At 43.3% G+C, this 19217-nt stretch carries 15 protein-coding genes, 1 rRNA gene and 1 pseudogene; 9 read left to right on the plus strand and 8 right to left on the minus strand.

Translation table 11 applies throughout. The features are described from left to right. Positions 1-143: 143 nt before the first annotated feature. Positions 144-259, plus strand: a 5S ribosomal RNA gene (gene rrf, locus EYS00_RS19345). A gap of 47 nt (positions 260-306) precedes the next feature. On the opposite strand, the gene EYS00_RS19350 is transcribed toward rrf, so the two are convergent. From EYS00_RS19350 to EYS00_RS19375, 6 genes are read right to left on the minus strand one after another with little or no spacing between them, the layout of a single operon-like run. Continuing rightward, on the minus strand, positions 307-3381 hold the full coding sequence (locus EYS00_RS19350; protein ID WP_130639564.1) for an error-prone DNA polymerase: 3075 nt from the start codon (positions 3379-3381) through the stop codon (positions 307-309). After that, a complete protein-coding gene (locus EYS00_RS19355; protein WP_130639565.1) occupies positions 3381-4781 on the minus strand; it encodes a DNA polymerase Y family protein in 1401 nt (466 codons plus the stop codon). Before EYS00_RS19355 ends, EYS00_RS19350 begins: the two co-directional genes overlap by 1 nt. Before the next feature lie 2 nt (positions 4782-4783). Beyond that, positions 4784-5467: a translesion DNA synthesis-associated protein ImuA gene (gene imuA, locus EYS00_RS19360; protein ID WP_130639566.1), complete on the minus strand. Its 684-nt coding sequence runs from the start codon at positions 5465-5467 to the stop codon at positions 4784-4786. A gap of 53 nt (positions 5468-5520) precedes the next feature. Further along, entirely contained in the window at positions 5521-6066 is a 546-nt protein-coding gene (locus EYS00_RS19365; RefSeq protein ID WP_242618844.1) for a hypothetical protein, read from the minus strand. After that, positions 6063-7820, minus strand: a complete 1758-nt coding sequence (locus EYS00_RS19370) for a DUF885 family protein (protein WP_130639567.1) — start codon at positions 7818-7820, stop codon at positions 6063-6065. The genes EYS00_RS19365 and EYS00_RS19370 overlap by 4 nt, the downstream gene beginning before the upstream one ends. A gap of 39 nt (positions 7821-7859) precedes the next feature. Further along, positions 7860-8186, minus strand: coding sequence for a DUF1820 family protein (locus tag EYS00_RS19375; RefSeq protein ID WP_130639568.1), 327 nt, complete (start codon positions 8184-8186; stop codon positions 7860-7862). Positions 8187-8342: 156 nt separating this feature from the next. Here EYS00_RS19375 and EYS00_RS19380 point away from each other — a divergent pair, with 156 nt between their 5' ends. Beyond that, positions 8343-9980: a M28 family metallopeptidase gene (locus EYS00_RS19380; protein ID WP_130639569.1), complete on the plus strand. Its 1638-nt coding sequence runs from the start codon at positions 8343-8345 to the stop codon at positions 9978-9980. 65 nt (positions 9981-10045) lie between these two features. On the opposite strand, the pseudogene slmA reads toward EYS00_RS19380, so the two are convergent. Together slmA and coaBC are read right to left on the minus strand one after the other, a co-directional pair. Beyond that, positions 10046-10634 (minus strand): annotated as a pseudogene (gene slmA / locus EYS00_RS19385) (nucleoid occlusion factor SlmA). A gap of 118 nt (positions 10635-10752) precedes the next feature. Next, entirely contained in the window at positions 10753-11955 is a 1203-nt protein-coding gene (coaBC, locus tag EYS00_RS19390) for a bifunctional phosphopantothenoylcysteine decarboxylase/phosphopantothenate--cysteine ligase CoaBC (protein WP_130639570.1), read from the minus strand. A 154-nt stretch (positions 11956-12109) separates the two neighbouring features. Here coaBC and radC point away from each other — a divergent pair, with 154 nt between their 5' ends. From radC to EYS00_RS19425, 7 genes are all read left to right on the plus strand, one after another. Continuing rightward, positions 12110-12787, plus strand: coding sequence for a DNA repair protein RadC (gene radC / locus EYS00_RS19395; RefSeq protein WP_130639571.1), 678 nt, complete (start codon positions 12110-12112; stop codon positions 12785-12787). 101 nt (positions 12788-12888) lie between these two features. Continuing rightward, positions 12889-13311 carry a hypothetical protein gene (locus tag EYS00_RS19400; protein ID WP_130639572.1) on the plus strand — a complete coding sequence of 141 codons (423 nt, stop codon included), beginning with the start codon at positions 12889-12891 and terminating at the stop codon, positions 13309-13311. A gap of 98 nt (positions 13312-13409) precedes the next feature. Continuing rightward, the gene (locus tag EYS00_RS19405) at positions 13410-14087 is read left to right on the plus strand and encodes a YjbF family lipoprotein (RefSeq protein WP_130639573.1); all 678 of its coding nucleotides are present in this window, start codon (positions 13410-13412) and stop codon (positions 14085-14087) included. Further along, a complete protein-coding gene (locus tag EYS00_RS19410) occupies positions 14087-14830 on the plus strand; it encodes a capsule biosynthesis GfcC family protein (protein WP_130639574.1) in 744 nt (247 codons plus the stop codon). Before EYS00_RS19405 ends, EYS00_RS19410 begins: the two co-directional genes overlap by 1 nt. Next, positions 14830-16929, plus strand: a complete 2100-nt coding sequence (locus EYS00_RS19415; protein WP_242618845.1) for a YjbH domain-containing protein — start codon at positions 14830-14832, stop codon at positions 16927-16929. The genes EYS00_RS19410 and EYS00_RS19415 overlap by 1 nt, the downstream gene beginning before the upstream one ends. Before the next feature lie 57 nt (positions 16930-16986). After that, the gene (locus EYS00_RS19420) at positions 16987-18072 is read left to right on the plus strand and encodes a glycosyltransferase family 1 protein (protein ID WP_130639575.1); all 1086 of its coding nucleotides are present in this window, start codon (positions 16987-16989) and stop codon (positions 18070-18072) included. Further along, positions 18065-19129 carry a glycosyltransferase gene (locus EYS00_RS19425; protein WP_130639576.1) on the plus strand — a complete coding sequence of 355 codons (1065 nt, stop codon included), beginning with the start codon at positions 18065-18067 and terminating at the stop codon, positions 19127-19129. The genes EYS00_RS19420 and EYS00_RS19425 overlap by 8 nt, the downstream gene beginning before the upstream one ends. Positions 19130-19217 lie beyond the last annotated feature (88 nt).

A 19217-nucleotide genomic window follows, 5' to 3' on the forward strand; every position in this document is an offset into this window, starting at 1 on the left:
ACGTTACTCAAACGATTGAATTGATATCAGATTTTCCTTGTTGTTATAGCAAGAAAGACTTAACACGCGCTTGAGCGTACTGTGAGTCCTCCTTGCGCAAAAGTCGAGATGCTACGCATAACGATTTTGCACGAAAAGTTTTTCCTGGCAGCCATAGCGATACGGTACCACCTGACTCCATTCCGAACTCAGAAGTGAAACGTATTAGCGCCGATGGTAGTGTGGGGCTTCCCCATGTGAGAGTAGGACACTGCCAGGTCCCTATTAAAGAAACCCGCCCTATGGCGGGTTTTTTGCTTTCTGCGTTTAATGAAAATCTCTCGATTTTATGTGTAGCTCACTAAGCCATTGAGTTCTATCAATCAATTTACCAGCAATGATATGTGTTACTCCTTCAGGCGATCGTTCCAAGATACCATTAACTTGTAGTATTTTTGCTTTCAGAAAGGCTTGCTGTTGATGGCGGGCTGTTGCTTGCCATACCACAACGTTGATATTACCCGTGTGATCTTCAAGGGTTAAAAAAGTAACGCCTGCGGCGGTACCTGGTGATTGACGACCTGATACTACTCCCATGACTTTGATTAACGATTGATTGTCTAACAATGAAAGGGAATTAGCCGTTTTTATACCTTTTAAAGTACGTTCTTTATGTATGAGTGCTATGGGGTGCTCATTAACTGACAGTGATGTAGAAGCGTAGTCCTCCACCAAGCTTTCTACATTGCTAGGAGCGTTAATATTTCCCTCACAATTTTGCTCATCATCGGAAAAAAGGGGCAATGAAGTTTGTGTATCCATTATCTTCCAACGAGTTTCATACCTGTTACCGGATATACGCCTAAAAGCATCAGCGCTGGCGAGTGCTTGCATATCGTCATTGCGAATATGCAAAGGGGCAAGCGCACTGAGTGTCGTGTAGCCATCTAGCGGGCGAGCTTTTACAAGCTGCTTTGCACCGTCTTCGGATAGCCCCTTTATCTGTTTAAGTCCTAGCTGTATGCCTTTTTGCGAATTTGCTTCAAATACACTGTGCTCATAATCAGAACGATTAATGCAAGGGGCAATTACTTCAATATTGTGGCGCTGGGCATCTTGTACTAGTTGGGCTGATGAATAAAAGCCCATAGGTAAGCTATTGAGTAAAGCTACGTAAAACTCCACAGGAAAGTAAAACTTTAACCAGCAAGAAACATAAGCTAAAACAGCAAAAGATGCCGAGTGGGATTCAGGAAAGCCATAGCCGCCAAACCCTTTGATTTGTTCGAATACATTATTCGCGAAGACCTCATCGTAACCTCTCTCGAGCATGCCATTGATGAGCTTTTCTTTAAATTCAAATATGCGCCCGTTCTTTTTCCAGCTAGCCATTGCCCTGCGTAATTGATCAGCTTCTCCTCCACTAAAGCCTGCGGCCACCATCGCAAGCTGTATTACTTGCTCTTGGAATATAGGTACACCCATGGTGCGTGATAACACCCCTTCAACTTCAGGGGACGGATATTCAATAGTGTCTTTGCCATGGCGACGCAGTAAGTAGGGATGTACCATATCCCCTTGAATTGGTCCTGGTCTTACTATGGCAATTTGCACCACTAGGTCGTAATAACACCTTGGTTTAAGCCGGGGTAACATAGACATTTGAGCTCTAGACTCTATTTGAAATACGCCTACAGTGTCGGCTTGGCATATCATGTCGTAGACTTGTTGATCGTCGCCAAGCCGAGAAATAAAGGGAATATCTAAGGTGACGGGAAATTGTTTATTGATAAGGTCGAAGGTTCGGCGAATAGCACTCAACATACCCAGCGCTAATATGTCTACTTTAAGTAAACCCAATGACTCAAGATCGTCTTTGTCCCACTGAATGATGGTTCTTGCTTCCATCGCCGCATTTTCCACAGGTACTAGGTTATAGAGTGGTCCTGCACTGATTACAAAACCACCTACGTGTTGTGATAGGTGACGAGGTGTGCCTAGCAACTGCTCTGTAATGCTAATGAGCTGCTGAACCTTTTGGCTATGGGTATCTAAACCTAAGTTGGCGAGTTGTGCTTTCCATGGAATGACGCTGTCACGACGATTGATTTGCTTAATCACAAACTCAAGTTGCGATGTGCTAAATCCAAGGGCTTTGCCTGTATCTTTAAATGCCGACTTAAAGCGGTAGCTGATCACGGTAGCTGCAATCGCCGTGCGTTCGCGTCCATACTTTTGATAAACGTATTGAATGACTTCTTCTCGACGTTGATGTTCAAAATCCACATCGATATCTGGCGGTTCGTTACGCTCTTTCGAGATGAAGCGTTCGAAAAGTACATTCACTTGCTCTGGGTCTACGGCAGTAATTTCGAGGCAATAACACACTACAGAGTTCGCCGCTGAGCCCCGGCCTTGGTATAAAATTTTTTCTCGCTGAGCAAATTGTACGATGTCAAAAATGGTGAGAAAGAAATACTCGTATTCTTGCTCTTTAATCAGCACGAGCTCTTTTTCAATAATGTCTCTGATGGGCTGTGTAATACCCTGCGGAAACCGTTTTTTTATCCCTTCCTCTACACATTTCCTCAAGTAACTTGTAGGTGTTTCACCTTTGGGGATCAGCTCAGAGGGATATTGATACCGCAGCGCATCAAGATTAAAACTACATGTTTGAGCAAATTTTTGCGTATTCGCTAGCCATTGAGACGGGTACAGTTTTTTGAGTTTCGCTATGGGACGAAGGCTGCGCTCTGCATTACTCAAGGCATCTTTACCGAGCTTATCTACTTGAGTATGTACTCTTGTTGCATGCACAACGTGCTGTATTGGTAGTCGGTCTGTGTGGTGCATAAGCACACCCGTACACGCAATAACAGGAAAGTCATATTGCTCATGCAGTGATTTGTAGGTAGCGAAACGCAAATGATCTTTACCATCAAGCAGTCGCTGAGCGCCGATGTAAGGGGTTATTGTGCTGTGTTCGTTAAACCAGTTGGCCCAGTGGTTGTCATGAGTAGGTTCCCTTGTGGGAATCCAAATAATCTGACAGTGTTTAATGGTACGTATGTCCCACAAAGACAACTGATATTCACCTTTTTCTGAGCGACGCCTCGCATTGGTGATAATACGGCAGAGTTCACTATAAGCCGTTTGAGTAGGGCAAATTAAAACAAAAGATAATGTGTCATCGAACTGAAAGTAGCTACCAACGATAAGTTTTATAGGCAGTCGCTGTAGTGATATTTCTGAGTGTGCTCTCACTACTCCGGCTACCGAGCATTCATCGGTAATAGCAATGGCTGAGTAGCCGAGGAATGATGCTGTGGTAACCAGTTCTGCTGGGGACGAAGCGCCCGTTAAAAAACTAAAATGACTCTGACAATACAATTCGGCATACATTAGCTGTACACCCCTTGTGACCACCACTGCTCATTGGCATCGCGAAATACCAGTAGTCTGTGTTCTTGATGGGTTTCGACAATAAAGTAGTCCCGTTGATAAGTATTGTTGTCCCACCATCCTGTATTAATACGAAGCGGACCAAAACAAATACGACTAGGCGTGGTAAGTGGGGTTGGTTTATCAAATAAAAAAGCTGGGCTGTATGCAGCGCTTTGTTCAGACACTGAAGTGACTGATTGGTGTGATGTCATCTTCTCAATACGATGATCATTACCCATTAATACCCTAGTATTTCCTTCATCACCAAGCTTGGCATATAAGCGTCCTAAAAGCTGCTTTTGAGCAAGTAAAGAAAAGCGTTGAGAGAAAAAGTCATCATCTTCAGGCGATACATCGTCGAAGCTATCACAAGTAAGGTGTATCGATATTGCAGGCTCGGGTAGCTGCTTTGATGATAAAGCGAGCTCTACTAAGAGTTGCCAATCCATAACCTTTACCATGGTGTGAGCAGCACTCACACCAAGATCCAAGTTGTCAGATTCTCGAAACCCTATGGTGAAGTGAATCGATGAAGTGAGTAGGTTTCTCGCCCTCAAATAATGTTCCAAACGGGTTAACAGAGATTTGATGTAAGGGAGTAAATGCTGCGCGTTTTCTGCTTCGAAAGGCAACGTAATATGTGAAGCAAAGGTTTCTTTAGGTCGAAACAAAGTAACTGTGGGGAAAGTCTCTCCTCTTAAGGCGGTTAAGTACCTTATTACATCATTGTGAAAACGCTGCCCAATGGCTTGTACAGGCATAGCCAATAATGGCCCTACTGCACTAATACCTACTCGATTGAGCGCTGAGCGCGTTTTATCACTTAATTCACACAGGTTTAAATCACAATTTTGTAGCGCTGATTTTACTTGTTGGTGTGTGGTGTAGAACCGGTTGTTTTTGTGTTTGGCGAGTACTTTTGCAGCTTCTATACCCCATGCCACACCAAAATCTCGACTGATATTCGCTTGCGTGAATTCATGAGTTAATGCATGCCACAGTACCGGATAACTACCATAGTATTGCAATAAATTGTCGAGGCGAACGGCAATACCAGTGGGAGGTAGAATAACAACATCGGAGGCTACTTGATAAATGTTATGAGCCAGCGCATTGAGTGCTGAAAGCTCTGTATCAGCACAGTAATCGATAATTGTGATATCAGGGCAAAGTGAGGCTGCTTGGGCGAGCCCCATATTAATATCAAGCCCGCTTTTTAATGCCGCGCTATCGCACTGAACAATACAGTTCTGCTGAGGGTTGTAAACCACAGTAGGTAAATTCGTACTTACTTGCTGAGTACTCTGCGAGTGCACATCTAAGGTAAGTTGATAACAATGAAAGTAAGCCCACCACATATTTAGCTCACTATATGGTGTTGTTCCTCTGGTACATATCGATACGTGCGCATTGCATATTGAATGCTGGAGTTATCAGGTGTCCAGTGACGAGGAAATTTCACATTATTCACGGGCCAACCATGGCGTTGTTTACGAATAGATATATTGAGAAGACTATCTTTCATGGAGAGCGATAGATCTACGTTAATGGGGAGCGGTGTTGATTGCTGTTCTGGCGTAAATAAAATACACAGTGTATCACTCTGTGTTGCAGCGACCTGAAGCCGGCGGGCTTGTTTATAAGACAGTGTGTTTTGCCATAAATACACACAATGACATGCCGTACTTTTTAAGCATTGTTCTGCCGCCCATAAAGCATCATTGTCACAACTAGGTGTTACCACGTGTATCTTATCGAGTTCATAACCTTGTGCTAATAACCAGTCAGCTTGTAGTTGTGCGGGCGGTTTAATGAACACACAGAGTTTCTGTGATTTTTGACGGGTAAGCAGTTCGCTAAAAAGGGAGAGTTCACCAATACCTGTGGCCGAAGCAATACGAATTACTCCTGCAGCAGGTACACCGCCATTAAGCGCATTATCAAGCGCTGGAATACCAAATGACAGGCGCGCATTATCAGCGGGCTGTTGCTTGCCTCGCCAAATATGAGGGTTGTTGTCAAAGAGAGATAATGGCTTTTTCATAACACTATAATACTGTATGTATGTACAGTATTATAGTGTAGTTGTAGTGCTTTTCAAGTCAGCTGCGTGAGAGCTAGCATATTAACTTTCTTGGGGAGCTTTCTCTTCACTGCCTTCTTTTTGGTTTTACCACCGAGTGACGCAGTAACTAACTGACATGCCGCAATAAAGCCTTCTGCGCTATTCTTTGACCAAGCAAGGCGAACACTGCTAGGCATGTCTTTCATAATGTTTTTGATTTCTTCAAGGCCAATTTCTTCAGAGCGCAATTCATGATTTAGGGCTTCTTCTAATGTTGCACCTTTTTCACAGCAGTACATAATAATCGCGGAGAAATGCTGTAGTAATGTGCTTAGTACTGTGTACTGCTGCTGACTAATGAGACGACGTTGCTGTGCTTTCTCAATGCGTACTGCCAGTACTTTTTCAAGTGACTCTGTCACCATCACAAGGTTGCGATAAGCGTGATTCACCTGATTTGATGACTGTTTAGCGGAGCTTCGACTTAATGCAAGTTCCCGTTGTAATGTTTGCGCTCGTAATACAAAGTAAATCAATAGCAGTACAAGAAGCCCTATAACACCAGCGGCAATGATCATTGTATTTTCCCTTTTTGTTCTTCAATAAACGCATCAATATGCTGTTCTAAAATGAATAGAGGCACCGAGCCATTTTCCAATACGGCACGATGAAATTTGCGTACATCAAAATGTTGGCCAAGAGCTGCTTCTGCCTTTGCTCTTAACGCTTTAATTTTAATTTCCCCAATTTTGTATGACAGTGCTTGTGCAGGCCATGAAATATAACGGTCGATTTCGGTGTTAACATTGTGCTCAGAAAGCGCAGTGTTGGTCATCATATATTCGACAGCACGTTCTCTACTCCAGCCCATCATATGCATCCCTGTGTCTACGACTAAACGACAAGCACGCCACATTTCATAACTTAAACGACCAAAGTCGTCGTATGGGTCTTCATAAATTCCGGCTTCTATACCTAAAAATTCCGAATACAGTCCCCAGCCTTCACCGAAAGCTGAGATATACGTGTTTTGACGCACTTTTGGCAGACCTTCTAGCTCAGCGGCTAGTGATATTTGCAAATGATGTCCAGGCACGGCTTCGTGTAAGGTAAGTGCGGGAATGGCATACAAGGGGCGCTTATCCAGTGCATAGGTATTTACCCAATAGTAACCGGGCTGATCGTCACGACGCGGTGAAATGTAACGGCCAGTAGTATATTTAGGCGCAATGCTATCGGGTACTGGCGCTACACCATAGGGTGTGCGAGGTAGGTATTCGAACAGTGAGGGGAGTTTGGCATCCATTTGCTTGGCTACGAAGGATGCTTCCATTAGCAACTCTTCTGCTGTAGTGGCATAAAACTGCGGATCGGTGCGAAGAAAATCTATGAATTCGTTAATATCACCCTCAAACTCCAGCTTATCCACAATACCTTGCATTTCAGCACGAATACGCGCGACTTCACTGAGCCCGAGTGAATGAATCTCTTCAGGCGTCATATCCGTGGTGGTGTAGTGCTTAGCTCTATTCGCGTAGTACGCTTTACCTTCGGGCCATAAGCTTGCTGCAATAGGCTCTCTAGCGCTAGGAATATACTCATCAACCATGAAATCATAAAAACCTTGATAAGCTGGCAATACGCTATTGTTCATTGCAGCTATAGCAGATTGTGTCAGCGTTGCTTTTTCTTGTTCAGAAAAATAGTCAGGATAGCGTTTGAATGGGGCATAAAAACCGCTGGCTTCAATGTTGTCTACAATATACGCGGAAATAGAGTCTTCAAACCCTGTAAGCACTACCTGAGGTTGGGTATAGCCTTCTGCAATACCTTGCTTCATATAGGTGATTTGCTGGGTAAAATAATCAGGAAGACCATTCAATCTGCGTAAGTAGTTTTCATAATCAGCGACGGTTTTAAACGCTGATAAATTGGGGAGCGATGCCATGGCCCCGTGAAAACCATACTCTGAATTAATAGGAACGAGGTGCGAACGAAACTGATAATTCGATAGGTAGTTTTCAATACGATACTTTTGCATTAACAACGCAATATGCGCTTGCTTTGATAAGTTATCTACAGCGACGGCGCTCAACGTATCATAATATTTTTGCCATGCAATGTGTTGTGCCTTTAAGGCTGCTGGACTGATATCGGGTAGGTCACCAGCATAGGTATCTAAGCCTTCGCTAGAGGCTAAGAAAGGAGAAGTGCTCAGCTCATATTGCCAAATGTCGTTAAGTAATGCGTACAGTTCATCGTCGTTTTTAGGTTGAGCAAATAACGCTGTGCTAACAACAACTAACGCGGTAAACAGAATGGAGCGAAACATAATGGTCTCCGGTAACTTCACGCCGGAAGTCCAGCATGGCTACTCTTTATTGGGTGTATAAATTGGATTAGGGAACGCAGTTACTTTATCAGATAACTTTGTGATTTTGGCAGTTCCTTGCTTTTTCACTGCATCTATCCTGAGGATATTATGCATTGGTATGTAAGTGTTTGTCACATCGGAAAATTCTGATTTGAGTTTTTCGTGGCTGGGGTCAAGTACTACGCTAGTGTGGGTATCCCAAACGAAGTCGCCAATTTCTACAAAACCAAACAAGCTGCCTTGTGTGAGTGACTTAACGTATAACTCATAACGCTCGCCGTTACTGATAAATTGAACGCGATACAAAAGCTCATCTTTACTCATGGTGTACTCGTACTACTGTGAAGTTTCATCATCGAATGGGGCTCGAATTTTACAATGGTCTTGTAAAGCGGGCAATTGTCGAAAATAACGTGAGTTAATTTGCCTTAATTACCCACTGGGTTAACATGTGGGCTCTTAAAAGTAGAGCAAAACACAATGATAAAAAAACTTCTATTAGGTAGTTTGATGTCGGCACTCGCATTTACTGCTGGCGCGCATCAACATGAAACGACAGACCACATATTTACTCCAGACACCCAGCGTATAAAGTCGCATCTGTTTTTTCTAGCAGACGATTTGTTAGAAGGCCGGGATACTGGTTCAAAAGGTCATGAAATTGCTTCGCTGTATATAGCTACTGAATTTGCTAAGTACGGTTTAACTCCAGCTGGCACCGAAGGCTATATTCAGCGAGTTAACTTTAGAAAAGCTAACCTGATTCAAGAGTCACCTGAATTTACACTAACACGTGGTGGTGATACTCATGAGTTTGCATACCCTAAAGAGTATCTAGCGGGACCAAGCCTTATGAGCACTGAGTCCAATGTGTCTGGTGAATTGGTTTTTGTGGGCTATGGTATTGTTGCTGACGAACTTTCTCACGATGATTATGCAGATTTGGATGTCGAAGGCAAAATTGTTGTTACTTTGGCGGGTAAGCCGAGTGACTTCCCATCAGAGGAAGGTGCACACTTTGCGTCAGGGTACCAAAAACAGCGTTACGCGGCGGAGCGTGGCGCTATTGGTATGATTACCATTACTACACCTAAGAATGAGAAAGTGCGACCGTATCAAAGCCGGTTAAACTATATCCATACTCCTCGCATGGCATGGTTGGATGAAAACGATGCGCCTGCAAATAGCTTCCCTCAATTAAAGGGCGGTGCGTATTTAAGTGAAGGTGCAGCTCGTACTCTATTTGAAGGCGCGCAGCAAAGTCTTGACGACGTTTATGCGCAACTAGAAGCCGATGAAGTACCAGCGGGATTCCCTCTTGTTGGTACCGTTAATCTAAGTAAGCAAAGTACACACGAAACCATTACTAGCCCCAACGTTGTCGGTGTTCTAGAGGGTTCTGATCCAGAGCTAAAAGATGAGTACATAGTATTTTCTGCTCATTCAGATCACATCGGTATTGCTAAGTCGGTTAAGCAAGACAAAATCAATAATGGCGCAATGGACAATGCTTCGGGCACGTCAGTAATGCTAGAAACAGCGCGTTTGTTCAGCGCAATGGACGTTAGACCGAAGCGCTCTATTTTGTTTGTTGCAGTCACAGGCGAAGAAAAAGGGCTACTCGGTGCAGATTACTTTGCTCGTAATCCAACCGTGCCGGTAACGTCAATGGTAGCGAACGTGAACTTAGACATGCCAATTCTTACCTATGAGTTCGCTGATGTTATCGCATTTGGTGCAAATCATAGTTCACTACAAGCATCAGTAGAAAAGGCGGCAGCCAATGCCGATATTTCACTGAGCCCAGACCCATGGCCAGACCAAGCTTTGTTCACACGTTCTGATCACTATGCGTTTGTAAAGCAGGGCGTACCAGCAGTGTTCTTGGTGCCTGGGTTACAGTCAAAAGATCCCAACGTAGATGGTAGTAAAGTATTTGGTACTTTCTTGTCTACTCATTATCACAAGCCAAGTGATGACATTAAGCAACCCTTCAATTGGAATGCGGCATCAACCTTCACAAAAGTTAATGCGCAGATTGGTTGGACGCTAGCAAACCAAGACGAGGCACCGAGCTGGAATGACGGTGATTTCTTTGGTGAGACATTTGGTCAGTAATGATCTCTGTGTAGCAGACAACAAAAAGCCCGCTTAATGCGGGCTTTATATTAAAAGATGAAAAACTACATAAACAGCGGCTTAAATGTTTGCCACTGTTCGGCAAACTGCTCGGTAGGCTTACGGGTAAAACCACTGCGAATAAACAAATTGATACGGCCGTCTGTGTAGCAGATAAGCATATTAGCAATAGTGGCTTCATCCGCAGATAGGCCTTTACCTTCTCTTAGTTTTCTTTCTCTGAGTACTTGTTTAAGCTGGGTTTCTAAACGCTCGAACAATTTTGCGATGCGAGAACGTAAACGTTCTTGTTCACCCATCAAAGCGTCGCCATTGAGAATACGAGTAATACCGGGGGTTTTTTTCTGCGAAACCCAGAATTAAATGAAGAATCAGCTGACATCGAACCACGGCGTCTTTTTCCTCATTCACTATTTTATTGATACGTGTGAATAAGGTATCTTCGATAAATTCGATGAGCCCCTCAAACATTCGCGCCTTACTCGGGAAGTGGCGATAAAGTGCGGCTTCCGATACCCCTACTTTTTCCGCTAACTTCGCTGTGGTAATGCGTTGACCTGGACTAGTTTCCAGCATGCCGGCTAAGGCTTGCAATATCTGCGCTTTTCTATTGGTTTTCTTTACAGCAGGCATGGCCAGAATATTTCCTCTACAAACCGGACATATTGTCCGTGATCCAAATTGTTTAGCATTTACCAAACATTATGATTATGTGCTTGTTGTTATCGACATGTTTTGACATGTCATTATTCTATTTATTGTATTGTTGAGCGACTATAGTGAGTAAAGCTATTGAAAGGTCGGCTTTACTCATGGGAGCGAGACGTTTTTCTCCCTCTGGCCAAATAACATGAAGTGCATTGTTGTCACTATTGAAGCCTAGACCTTCTACAGTAATGTCGTTTGCAGCAATCATATCCAAGCTTTTCTTTGCCATTTTGCTACGTGCATATTGCTCAACATCTTGGCTTTCAGCAGCAAAACCTACACAGAAAGGACGATTAGTTTGACCAGATACTGTGGCTAGAATATCAGGGTTTTTTATAAAAGTAAGTGTTAACTCATCATCGTTTTTCTTAATTTTATTATTTTCTATAGTGGCGGCTTTATAATCAGCTACTGCCGCTGTAGCAATAAAAATGTCAGAGGCGTCCGAGTGAGCTAAACATGCCTCAAGCATTTCATCTGCCGTAGTGACATCAATGCGTTTGCACCCTGTGGGAGTGGGCAAATTTACCGGACCAGCAACGAGAGTGACATTAGCACCTGCATTGCAAGCGGCTTCGGCAAGGGCGAAGCCCATTTTTCCTGAACTGTGATTAGACAAATATCGAACAGGATCCAAGGGCTCTCTTGTTGGGCCCGCCGATATCAATATATTTATGTCTGATAGGTTGGGCAATTCATTACTGCCCAGTGCATTATCAAGGAAGTCAGCAATATCTTGAGGTTCTTCCATTCTGCCAGCACCAACGTCACCGCAGGCTTGTTCTCCGCTAGCGGGGCCTATATAAGTAACACCATGTAAGGACAAACTATTCAAATTTGCCTGTGTTGCAGGGGCTTTCCACATTTGCTGGTTCATTGCTGGCGCAATATATACTGGCGCGCTGGTGGCTAAATACAGAGTTGATAGTAAATCGTCGGCTAAACCATGAGCAAGTTTGGCAATGGTGTTGGCTGTCGCCGGTGCAATCAGTAAAACATCAGCCCATTTAGCGAGTTCTATATGTCCCATTGCGGCTTCTGCCGCAGGGTCCAGAAGATCAGAGTGTACTGGGTGTCCGGATACTGCCTGAAGCGACATGGAGCTCACAAAAGCGGCAGCAGAGCTTGTTAATACAACGCGTACATTCGCACCCTGTGCCGTGAGCTTTCTCACTAGGTCTGGAGTTTTGTATGCGGCAATACCACCGGTGACTCCCAACAACACATTTTTATTACGTAACGACATAGAACATTCACTTTAATTAAGTAGGTAGAGCGTATCATGTTGTGAAAATGATTTCATAGCCTCGACACAGCGGATAAACCGTGCTTTTGCGCAGTTAAATGTGTAGCCATAGGTTGCTAATGTGCACACGAATAATGAGGTGGAGTAAAAACTTATGTCGCTGAAATCATGGCCATCGCAGGAGCGGCCTCGAGAAAAGCTATTAGATCGCGGTGTTGCAGAACTTACCGATGCTGAGCTCGTGGCAGTAATGCTCGGAAGGGGCATTGCTGGGAAAAATGCACTGGCGTTAGCAAGAGATTTACTTTCACATGTAGGATCTGTAAGGGAGTTGGTGAGCGCCTCGAAGAACACATTTTTAGAGGTCCATGGTCTTGGCGAATGTAAATATGCCCAGTTTCAAGCCGCATTTGAAGTATTCAGACGCTACCTAGAAATGCCGCTACGGCGTCAAAATGCTTTCACTAATGCAGAGGATACCAAACAGTTTCTGAGCGCTACGCTAAGAGATTGCGAGCAAGAGAAGTTCGCCATGTTGATGTTGGACAGTCAGCATCAACTCATTATTTTTAGAGTAATGTTTGTAGGTACTATTAATGCGGCGGCTGTTTACCCCAGAGAACTCGTTAAACAAGTCATGAAAGACAATGCTGCTGCGGTTATTCTTGTTCATAATCACCCGTCAGGTATTGCAGAGCCAAGTCATGCGGACATTGCGATCACAAGAGCGATTAAAACGGCTATGCAAACCATTGATGTTGAAGTGTTAGATCATTTTATCGTTGGCGATAAGGAAATTATTTCCCTTGCGCAACAAGGGCTGATACACTAGTAATAAATATTCCATTGATTATTCTGTAGTCAAAGTCAAAAAAATGCATTAGCATTACATCATTGCACTATATCCGAATCTAGGTTAGTTAAAGGACGATTATGAAAAAGTCATTACTTGCATTATTTGCAGCGGCTACTATGGCCACGGGGGCTATCGCACAAGACGCGGATAGCACTACCACAACTACTACATCTACCACTACTGCCAGTACAACGACTACTGGTGTACTTGGCGGTGTCACCGGGACAACAATAGTAACAGCTGGTGTTGTTGCAGGCGTTGTTGCAGGCGTTGTTGCTAACGCTAATGACGACGATGTTGTTGTTATTGTTGACCCAGATCCAGACCCGGATCCAGATCCAACGCCAACATGTAATGGTGATGATCCATTGGTTGATGGTGTTTGTGTAGGTACCACTAACACAGTCACTAACACAGTAACTGTTTCTGGCACACAAACTCAGACACAAACCATTACTGTTCCTGTAACCTTTACTTATGCGCCTTCAACAGGCAACTAAGAGGTTATCTATCGAAAAGCCGCTGTAATAGCGGCTTTTTTGTTTTTGGCGTCATTAAACAGTGGCGCGCTTTGTTGTACGCAACCAAAAATATACAAATGAAACACTACCTATTTCTCATTCTACTTGTCGGCGGTAGTTTGTCTGGCTGCGCTGGGTCTTATCGTTCTTACTACCACACCTTAGAATATGTATTTAAAGACAAATCCATTAATGTAACCAAAGAACATGTGGCAAACAGTGCGATAGATTTGATGCATATTACTGTTGACGGTGAAGTTGAGGCTGTTGTTGTTTTGGCCTTTATGGACGGTGATAAATACCGGTGGGCGTCAGGTGACAAGGCTATCTTCACAATGCACCACGGCGTTATTGTACAAACTGAAGGGCTTGCCACTGATCTACATTATACCAGCCATTTGACCGATAACCCTCTCGTTGGTGAGGATGCTCTGGCCTACAGTTGGGATCGTTTCGTTGATGTCGATGGTGCTGAGTATGGTGCTCCAGTGCGTTCTACCTGGCGTGTCGAAGGTGAGTCGACTCAGCTTTTTTTTGATGAGCCAATTAACACGTTGAAGGTCGTTGAAACCGTTGAGTTCTCTGATAATACTCCTTATTTTAAAACAGGCTTGTCATGGGAAAATATCTATTATCTAGATGCAACCACTAAGTATCTGTTATCAAGTAAGCAAAAGTACCATCCCGACGGTCGAGTTTATGAAATGGTTTATTTGAGTCGTGCTCAACGTGCGTTAGCAAGAAGGAACGATTGATGGAATTACGACTAGGGAAAGTGTTTGTATTCTTGCTTATGTACCTGTGTTCTGTGTCGGCATATGCAAAAGTGTCTATATTCATCAATCAGCAAGCCTTTGAATACGATATGCCTGTTAGGCTCAATCAAGTGTTGGCACCTGTGTCTAGCTCGACAGATTGGTATTGGCCAGCCTCTGCAGTCTATGACCTCAATGACCCCACTGCGGAAACATTGAAGAAAGAGACGTTAGACTTAATTCTCTCAGAACTTAAACGTCTTGATTCTGATGATGTTGATTATATTGTGCTAGATAACGTGTATCGCCAAGTGTCGTCTTGGTCGGTCGCGACAAGAAAACATGTAGAGGTATCATATAACCTGGCTCGTGTTTATCCGTCTAAGAATCCGATGTTTCAACCGGGAAAATACCTTATTAGACTTTTTATGCGTCCTGAAGTAACGCATGTTTCGGGTGCTGTAAAAACAGCAGGTGCATATCAATTTAAAAACAACAGTGAACTAGCGTCTATTTCTCATGGTGTTGCTTTGTCGCCGAATGCTAATAACAGTGATGTATGGGTAATATCGCCACAAGGCGAGGTGAGCATTGAAGGAAAAGCCTATTGGAATAAAGGTTTTAATCAATTGATGCCAGGTAGTCAGTTGTATTTCCCCGTTTCTGAAAGTTTGTTTTCATCTTCAATAGCAAAGATTAACGAGCGCGTTGCGCAGTTAGCGGTTCATAGGATTTTACCCTGATGAGAGTCAATACAGTTCTCTTTCAAGGATTGATAGTTGCATCGGTTTGTGGCTCATCGATTACGGCTTTTGCAGATGATTCTGTAAAAGTTAAGCCTACTCAAATGGTACAAGGTGGCGTAGGGCTTATCCAAACACCTACTGCTCGAATGTGGGAAGAAGGCGGCTTTGCTGCAAACTATACTGACAATGGTGAATATCGTTTTTGGTCGGTGAATCTGCAGTTGTTCGATTGGATGCAGGCAACGGCGCGTTATACCGATGTTCGAACGCGTTTATACAGTGACGTGCCCTCATTCAGCGGCGATCAAACACTTAAAGATAAAGGTTTAGACGTAAAGTTTAGGCTATGGAAAGAAAGTTATTACCTTCCTGATGTCTCTGTTGGTTTTAGAGATTTTGGCGGTACAGGCTTTTTTGAAAGTGAATACGTCAACATGAGTAAGGCTGTTGGTCCTTTTGATTTTCATCTTGGTTTGGGATGGGGGTACATGGGACGTTCAGATGACTTTACTAATCCGTTTTGTGAAGTTAAAGAGAGTTTTTGTACACGCCCTACAGGCTTTTCTGGTCGTGGCGGAAAGATTGACTACAACGAATTTTTCAAAGGGCCTGTTGCAATATTTGGCGGTGTCGAATATCAAACACCATGGGAGCCTTTGACCATTAAATTAGAGTACGAAGGCAACGATTACTCTGAAGACCGTGCTGGGCCATTAGGACAAGATACTCGATTTAATATTGGCGCTGTGTATAAATGGAGAGATTTCGATTTCTCGTTGAATTACCAACGGGGAAACACCATCGGCTTTGGTGTTACATATCAATTCAACATGAACACCATTGATCAATTAAAGATAAAGCCACCGCCTAGGGATCTATCGCAAAGAGACGCCCCGGCTACTATCGCCGACGTGAATAAGTCGCGTCTTTACAACGATATACATAACCGAGCAAGGTTTGTATTGCTTGATGCTGATCTTCAGGAAGATAAAGCGACTTTTTATGGTAGACAACTTGCGTTTAGAGATACCAATGAAGCTGCAGAACGTGTTGGGCGAATTATTGCCTCTGAAGTGCCTGACTCTGTTGAAACCTACCATTTGATTGAAGTCGGCGTAGGCGGAACGTTACTTGAAACCAAAATCGATGCCGAGGGTTTCATTGAAGCTGCGCGTAACGAAAATTTAGATTCTGAAGTTTCTGATTTTATTACCAGAGAAAACCCATCTGAAGAGGTATCAGAGGCTTTTGAGCCAAGTACTGAAAGTGGGTTCTCAATCAATACTAATGCGTTTTGGACACAAACCTTCGGTAATCCAGAAGAGTTTTACATGTATCAAGCAGGTCTTTTGGTGAGTTCGGGCTACGCATTTAACAGAAATTTCTCAGTGATGGGCAGCGCACGTATCACCTTGTTCGATAATTTCGACAAGTTCACCTTTTTGGTTGACCAAGACACTTCAACTTTGCCCCGTGTGCGCACGCGAGTAAGAGAATATGTTTCTGAAAACCAGATCGGTTTAGATACTGCCTTTGTGTCTTACCAAGACAAACTGAGTGATAACATATTTGCTCAAGCCTATGGTGGTTACTTAGAAACCATGTATGCCGGTATTGGAGGCGAAGTACTATACCGTGAAGTCGATAGCAGAATAGCCTATGGTTTTGATTTAGCTTATGTAAAACAGCGTGATCCATACAATCAATTTTCGTTCTTGGATTACGATGCAATTACTGGACATGCAAGTGTTTATTGGCAACCTGAATTCTTACCTGATACTCAGCTTTCTATTAGTGCGGGACAATTCTTAGCTGAGGATAGAGGTGTAAATATCGATTTTGCTAAACGTTTCGACAGCGGTATTGTCGTAGGTGCCTTTGCTGCATTTACGAATGTATCGTCAGAAGAGTACGGAGAGGGTAGTTTTACCAAAGGTTTCTATATCTCAATTCCAATGGACCTATTTGTACTTAAGCCTTCTAAAGGTCGAGGTTTGTTCCCATGGGTGCCGATTTCACGAGATGGTGGCCAATTACTCAGACGGCCTATCAAGTTAATGGATTTAACAGAAAGTCGGGCGCCGTTTTATAATTAAGCTACGATTTTTGCCCTGCTCACCAAAGAGCAGGGCTGTCTTTAGTCAGAGAAAATAGTGCCTAAAATACTCTTTATACCTGTTTCTAGCGAGACCGGAGTGGGTGAATATCAACGCTCACTGAATATTGCTGAGAGTTTGCGAGCCAAATTCTCTCATTGGGAAATTAGTTTTGTTATTAATAGACATGCTCCCTATGCGTCTAATTGCCCCTTTCCTTGTATCTTAGTGGATAAATCGCCCACAAAAGTAAAGCGTGAGTTGAACAAAATTATAAAAGCGGAAAGCCCTGATATTGTCGTTTTTGATGCGTCGGGCAGGGCAGGTAACTTTAGGGTTGCCAAAGAGACTGGCGCAAAAGTCATCTTTATCTCACAGCATGCCAAGAAAACAGCAAGAGGCCTCAAGGCAAATCGTATCAGGTATATCGATAAACACATCGTTGTACAGCCAACGTTTATGCGAAAACCTTTTGCCTACTTCGAGCAAGTAAAATTGCGACTTAACCCGTTGGCAATACCTACTCATGTGGGAACACTATATCAGCAACCCGATGATAGCGAGCTAAAAAGACAGTTTGCATTGGAGCGCACAAAAGCGAATCTATTGGTGGTCAGCGCTGGTTCTGGTAGCCATTACCTCGATGATGGGCGTTTAGCGTCAGATGTGTATTACGATCTGGCCTTATATGGGGCGATGCAACGGGAGCTTGATGTGGTTTTTGTCTCTGGTGTGAGTTGTCCTAGGGAATATCCGTCTGTAGACGGAGTACGTGTTGTAAAATCGTTGAGTAATCGCGCCTTTCTCGCTTTACTCTCTCAGGCAAACTTTGCCACTCTGAGTGGGGGAAGCACTTTGCTTCAGGCAATAGAGCTAGGTATCCCAACGCTCACATCGCCAGTTTCGAAGGATCAGAGCGCAAGAATATCCGCTTGTGAAAATGAATCTCTGTGTATAAGCGCAAGTTCAAATAAACAGAGTTTAATCGCTGGGCTAGATGCTTTGTTAAAGCAGCCTCATCAGCTAATAGATAGCCTTTCTCGCTATAGTGAAGAGAAAGATGAAAGCTTGGGTATGAATTACGTCCTGTCCATGTTTGTGGAACTAATGAATCTCAAACAGGAAGCGTGTAAGAATGCATAGCAGTGTTATTGCCATTGGTCCGGTAAAAAAACAAGCAAGCTTTCACTGGGTAGTGACTGATGTCGTTGAACATATACTGGCTAATGAAATGATGAACGACGTAAAAATTATATACTTTGATGACGAAGATGATGTCAGTGGCAAATATGATGCGTATTTTTTTGTTAAAGCACTGCCGTCACTGAAGACCATTCAGTCTTTGCAGCACACAAAACTCTTTTTTGTTCCAATAGATTACTTTTCTTACCCTTTTAAACTTACGCTAGAGGCCATAAAACTTCGTTATTTTCACGGTGTCCTGTGTCACAGTCTGCATTTGGCTAATCAACTCGCTGATATTACGCCTATATTTCACATCGACCACTACGCAAAATTCCCATTTTCTAGGACTACTACTGGCCGTCAAAATTCGTCAGTTGCGTGGGTTGGGGTGCATGAATATATAGCGAGTACCCTCGACTATTTAAATCAACACGACATACTTAAAAGGTTTCAGCACTACGAATTTTTAACCAACATCAATGCATTAAAGCCTCGACGCATCAAAAAATTGAAACAAGCGCTAACGGCACTAAATTTACCCGCAAATATTGAAAAGTCTGACGATGTATTGATTGTTAACGGGGTGCGTTTTCAACAATGGAGTGAGGAGAAACAAGCGCAGGTGATATCTGAATGTGAATTGGTCATTGATATCAAACAAGACGGATTTAGGCATCAAGTGAAGCCACCTACCAAGTGTCAGCTTTATGCGACTTCTGGGGTACCTGTGTACGTTAATGACATTCACCCTGCAATAGCACAGTTAAGTCATGACGGAATAACACTGAGGACCATTAATCAGCTATTAGACAATGATAATGAAGCGCCATCAGTATATGGACAAGCTTTGCGAGAACAAACGCAAACTCGGTATAGTTTGAGAAATGTTGCTGAGCGATACCGTGACGTTATTCAACAGTGTTTATCAACTAGCTATGAGCCACATCAGTTTTCATATCAGAGCTATTGGCAGTATTTAAAAGCGAAAATCTACGGTTTTTTTGAAAAAGCCTAATGGCCGTTTTTGGATGAACTAGTTAGACAATTGGAGCTGAATACAGCGTTTTGATTAAAGAAGTAGCCAAAAAGTAACCTTTTTTGAC

The organism is Alteromonas sp. KUL49 (assembly GCF_006538345.1).
Lineage (GTDB): Bacteria > Pseudomonadota > Gammaproteobacteria > Enterobacterales > Alteromonadaceae > Alteromonas.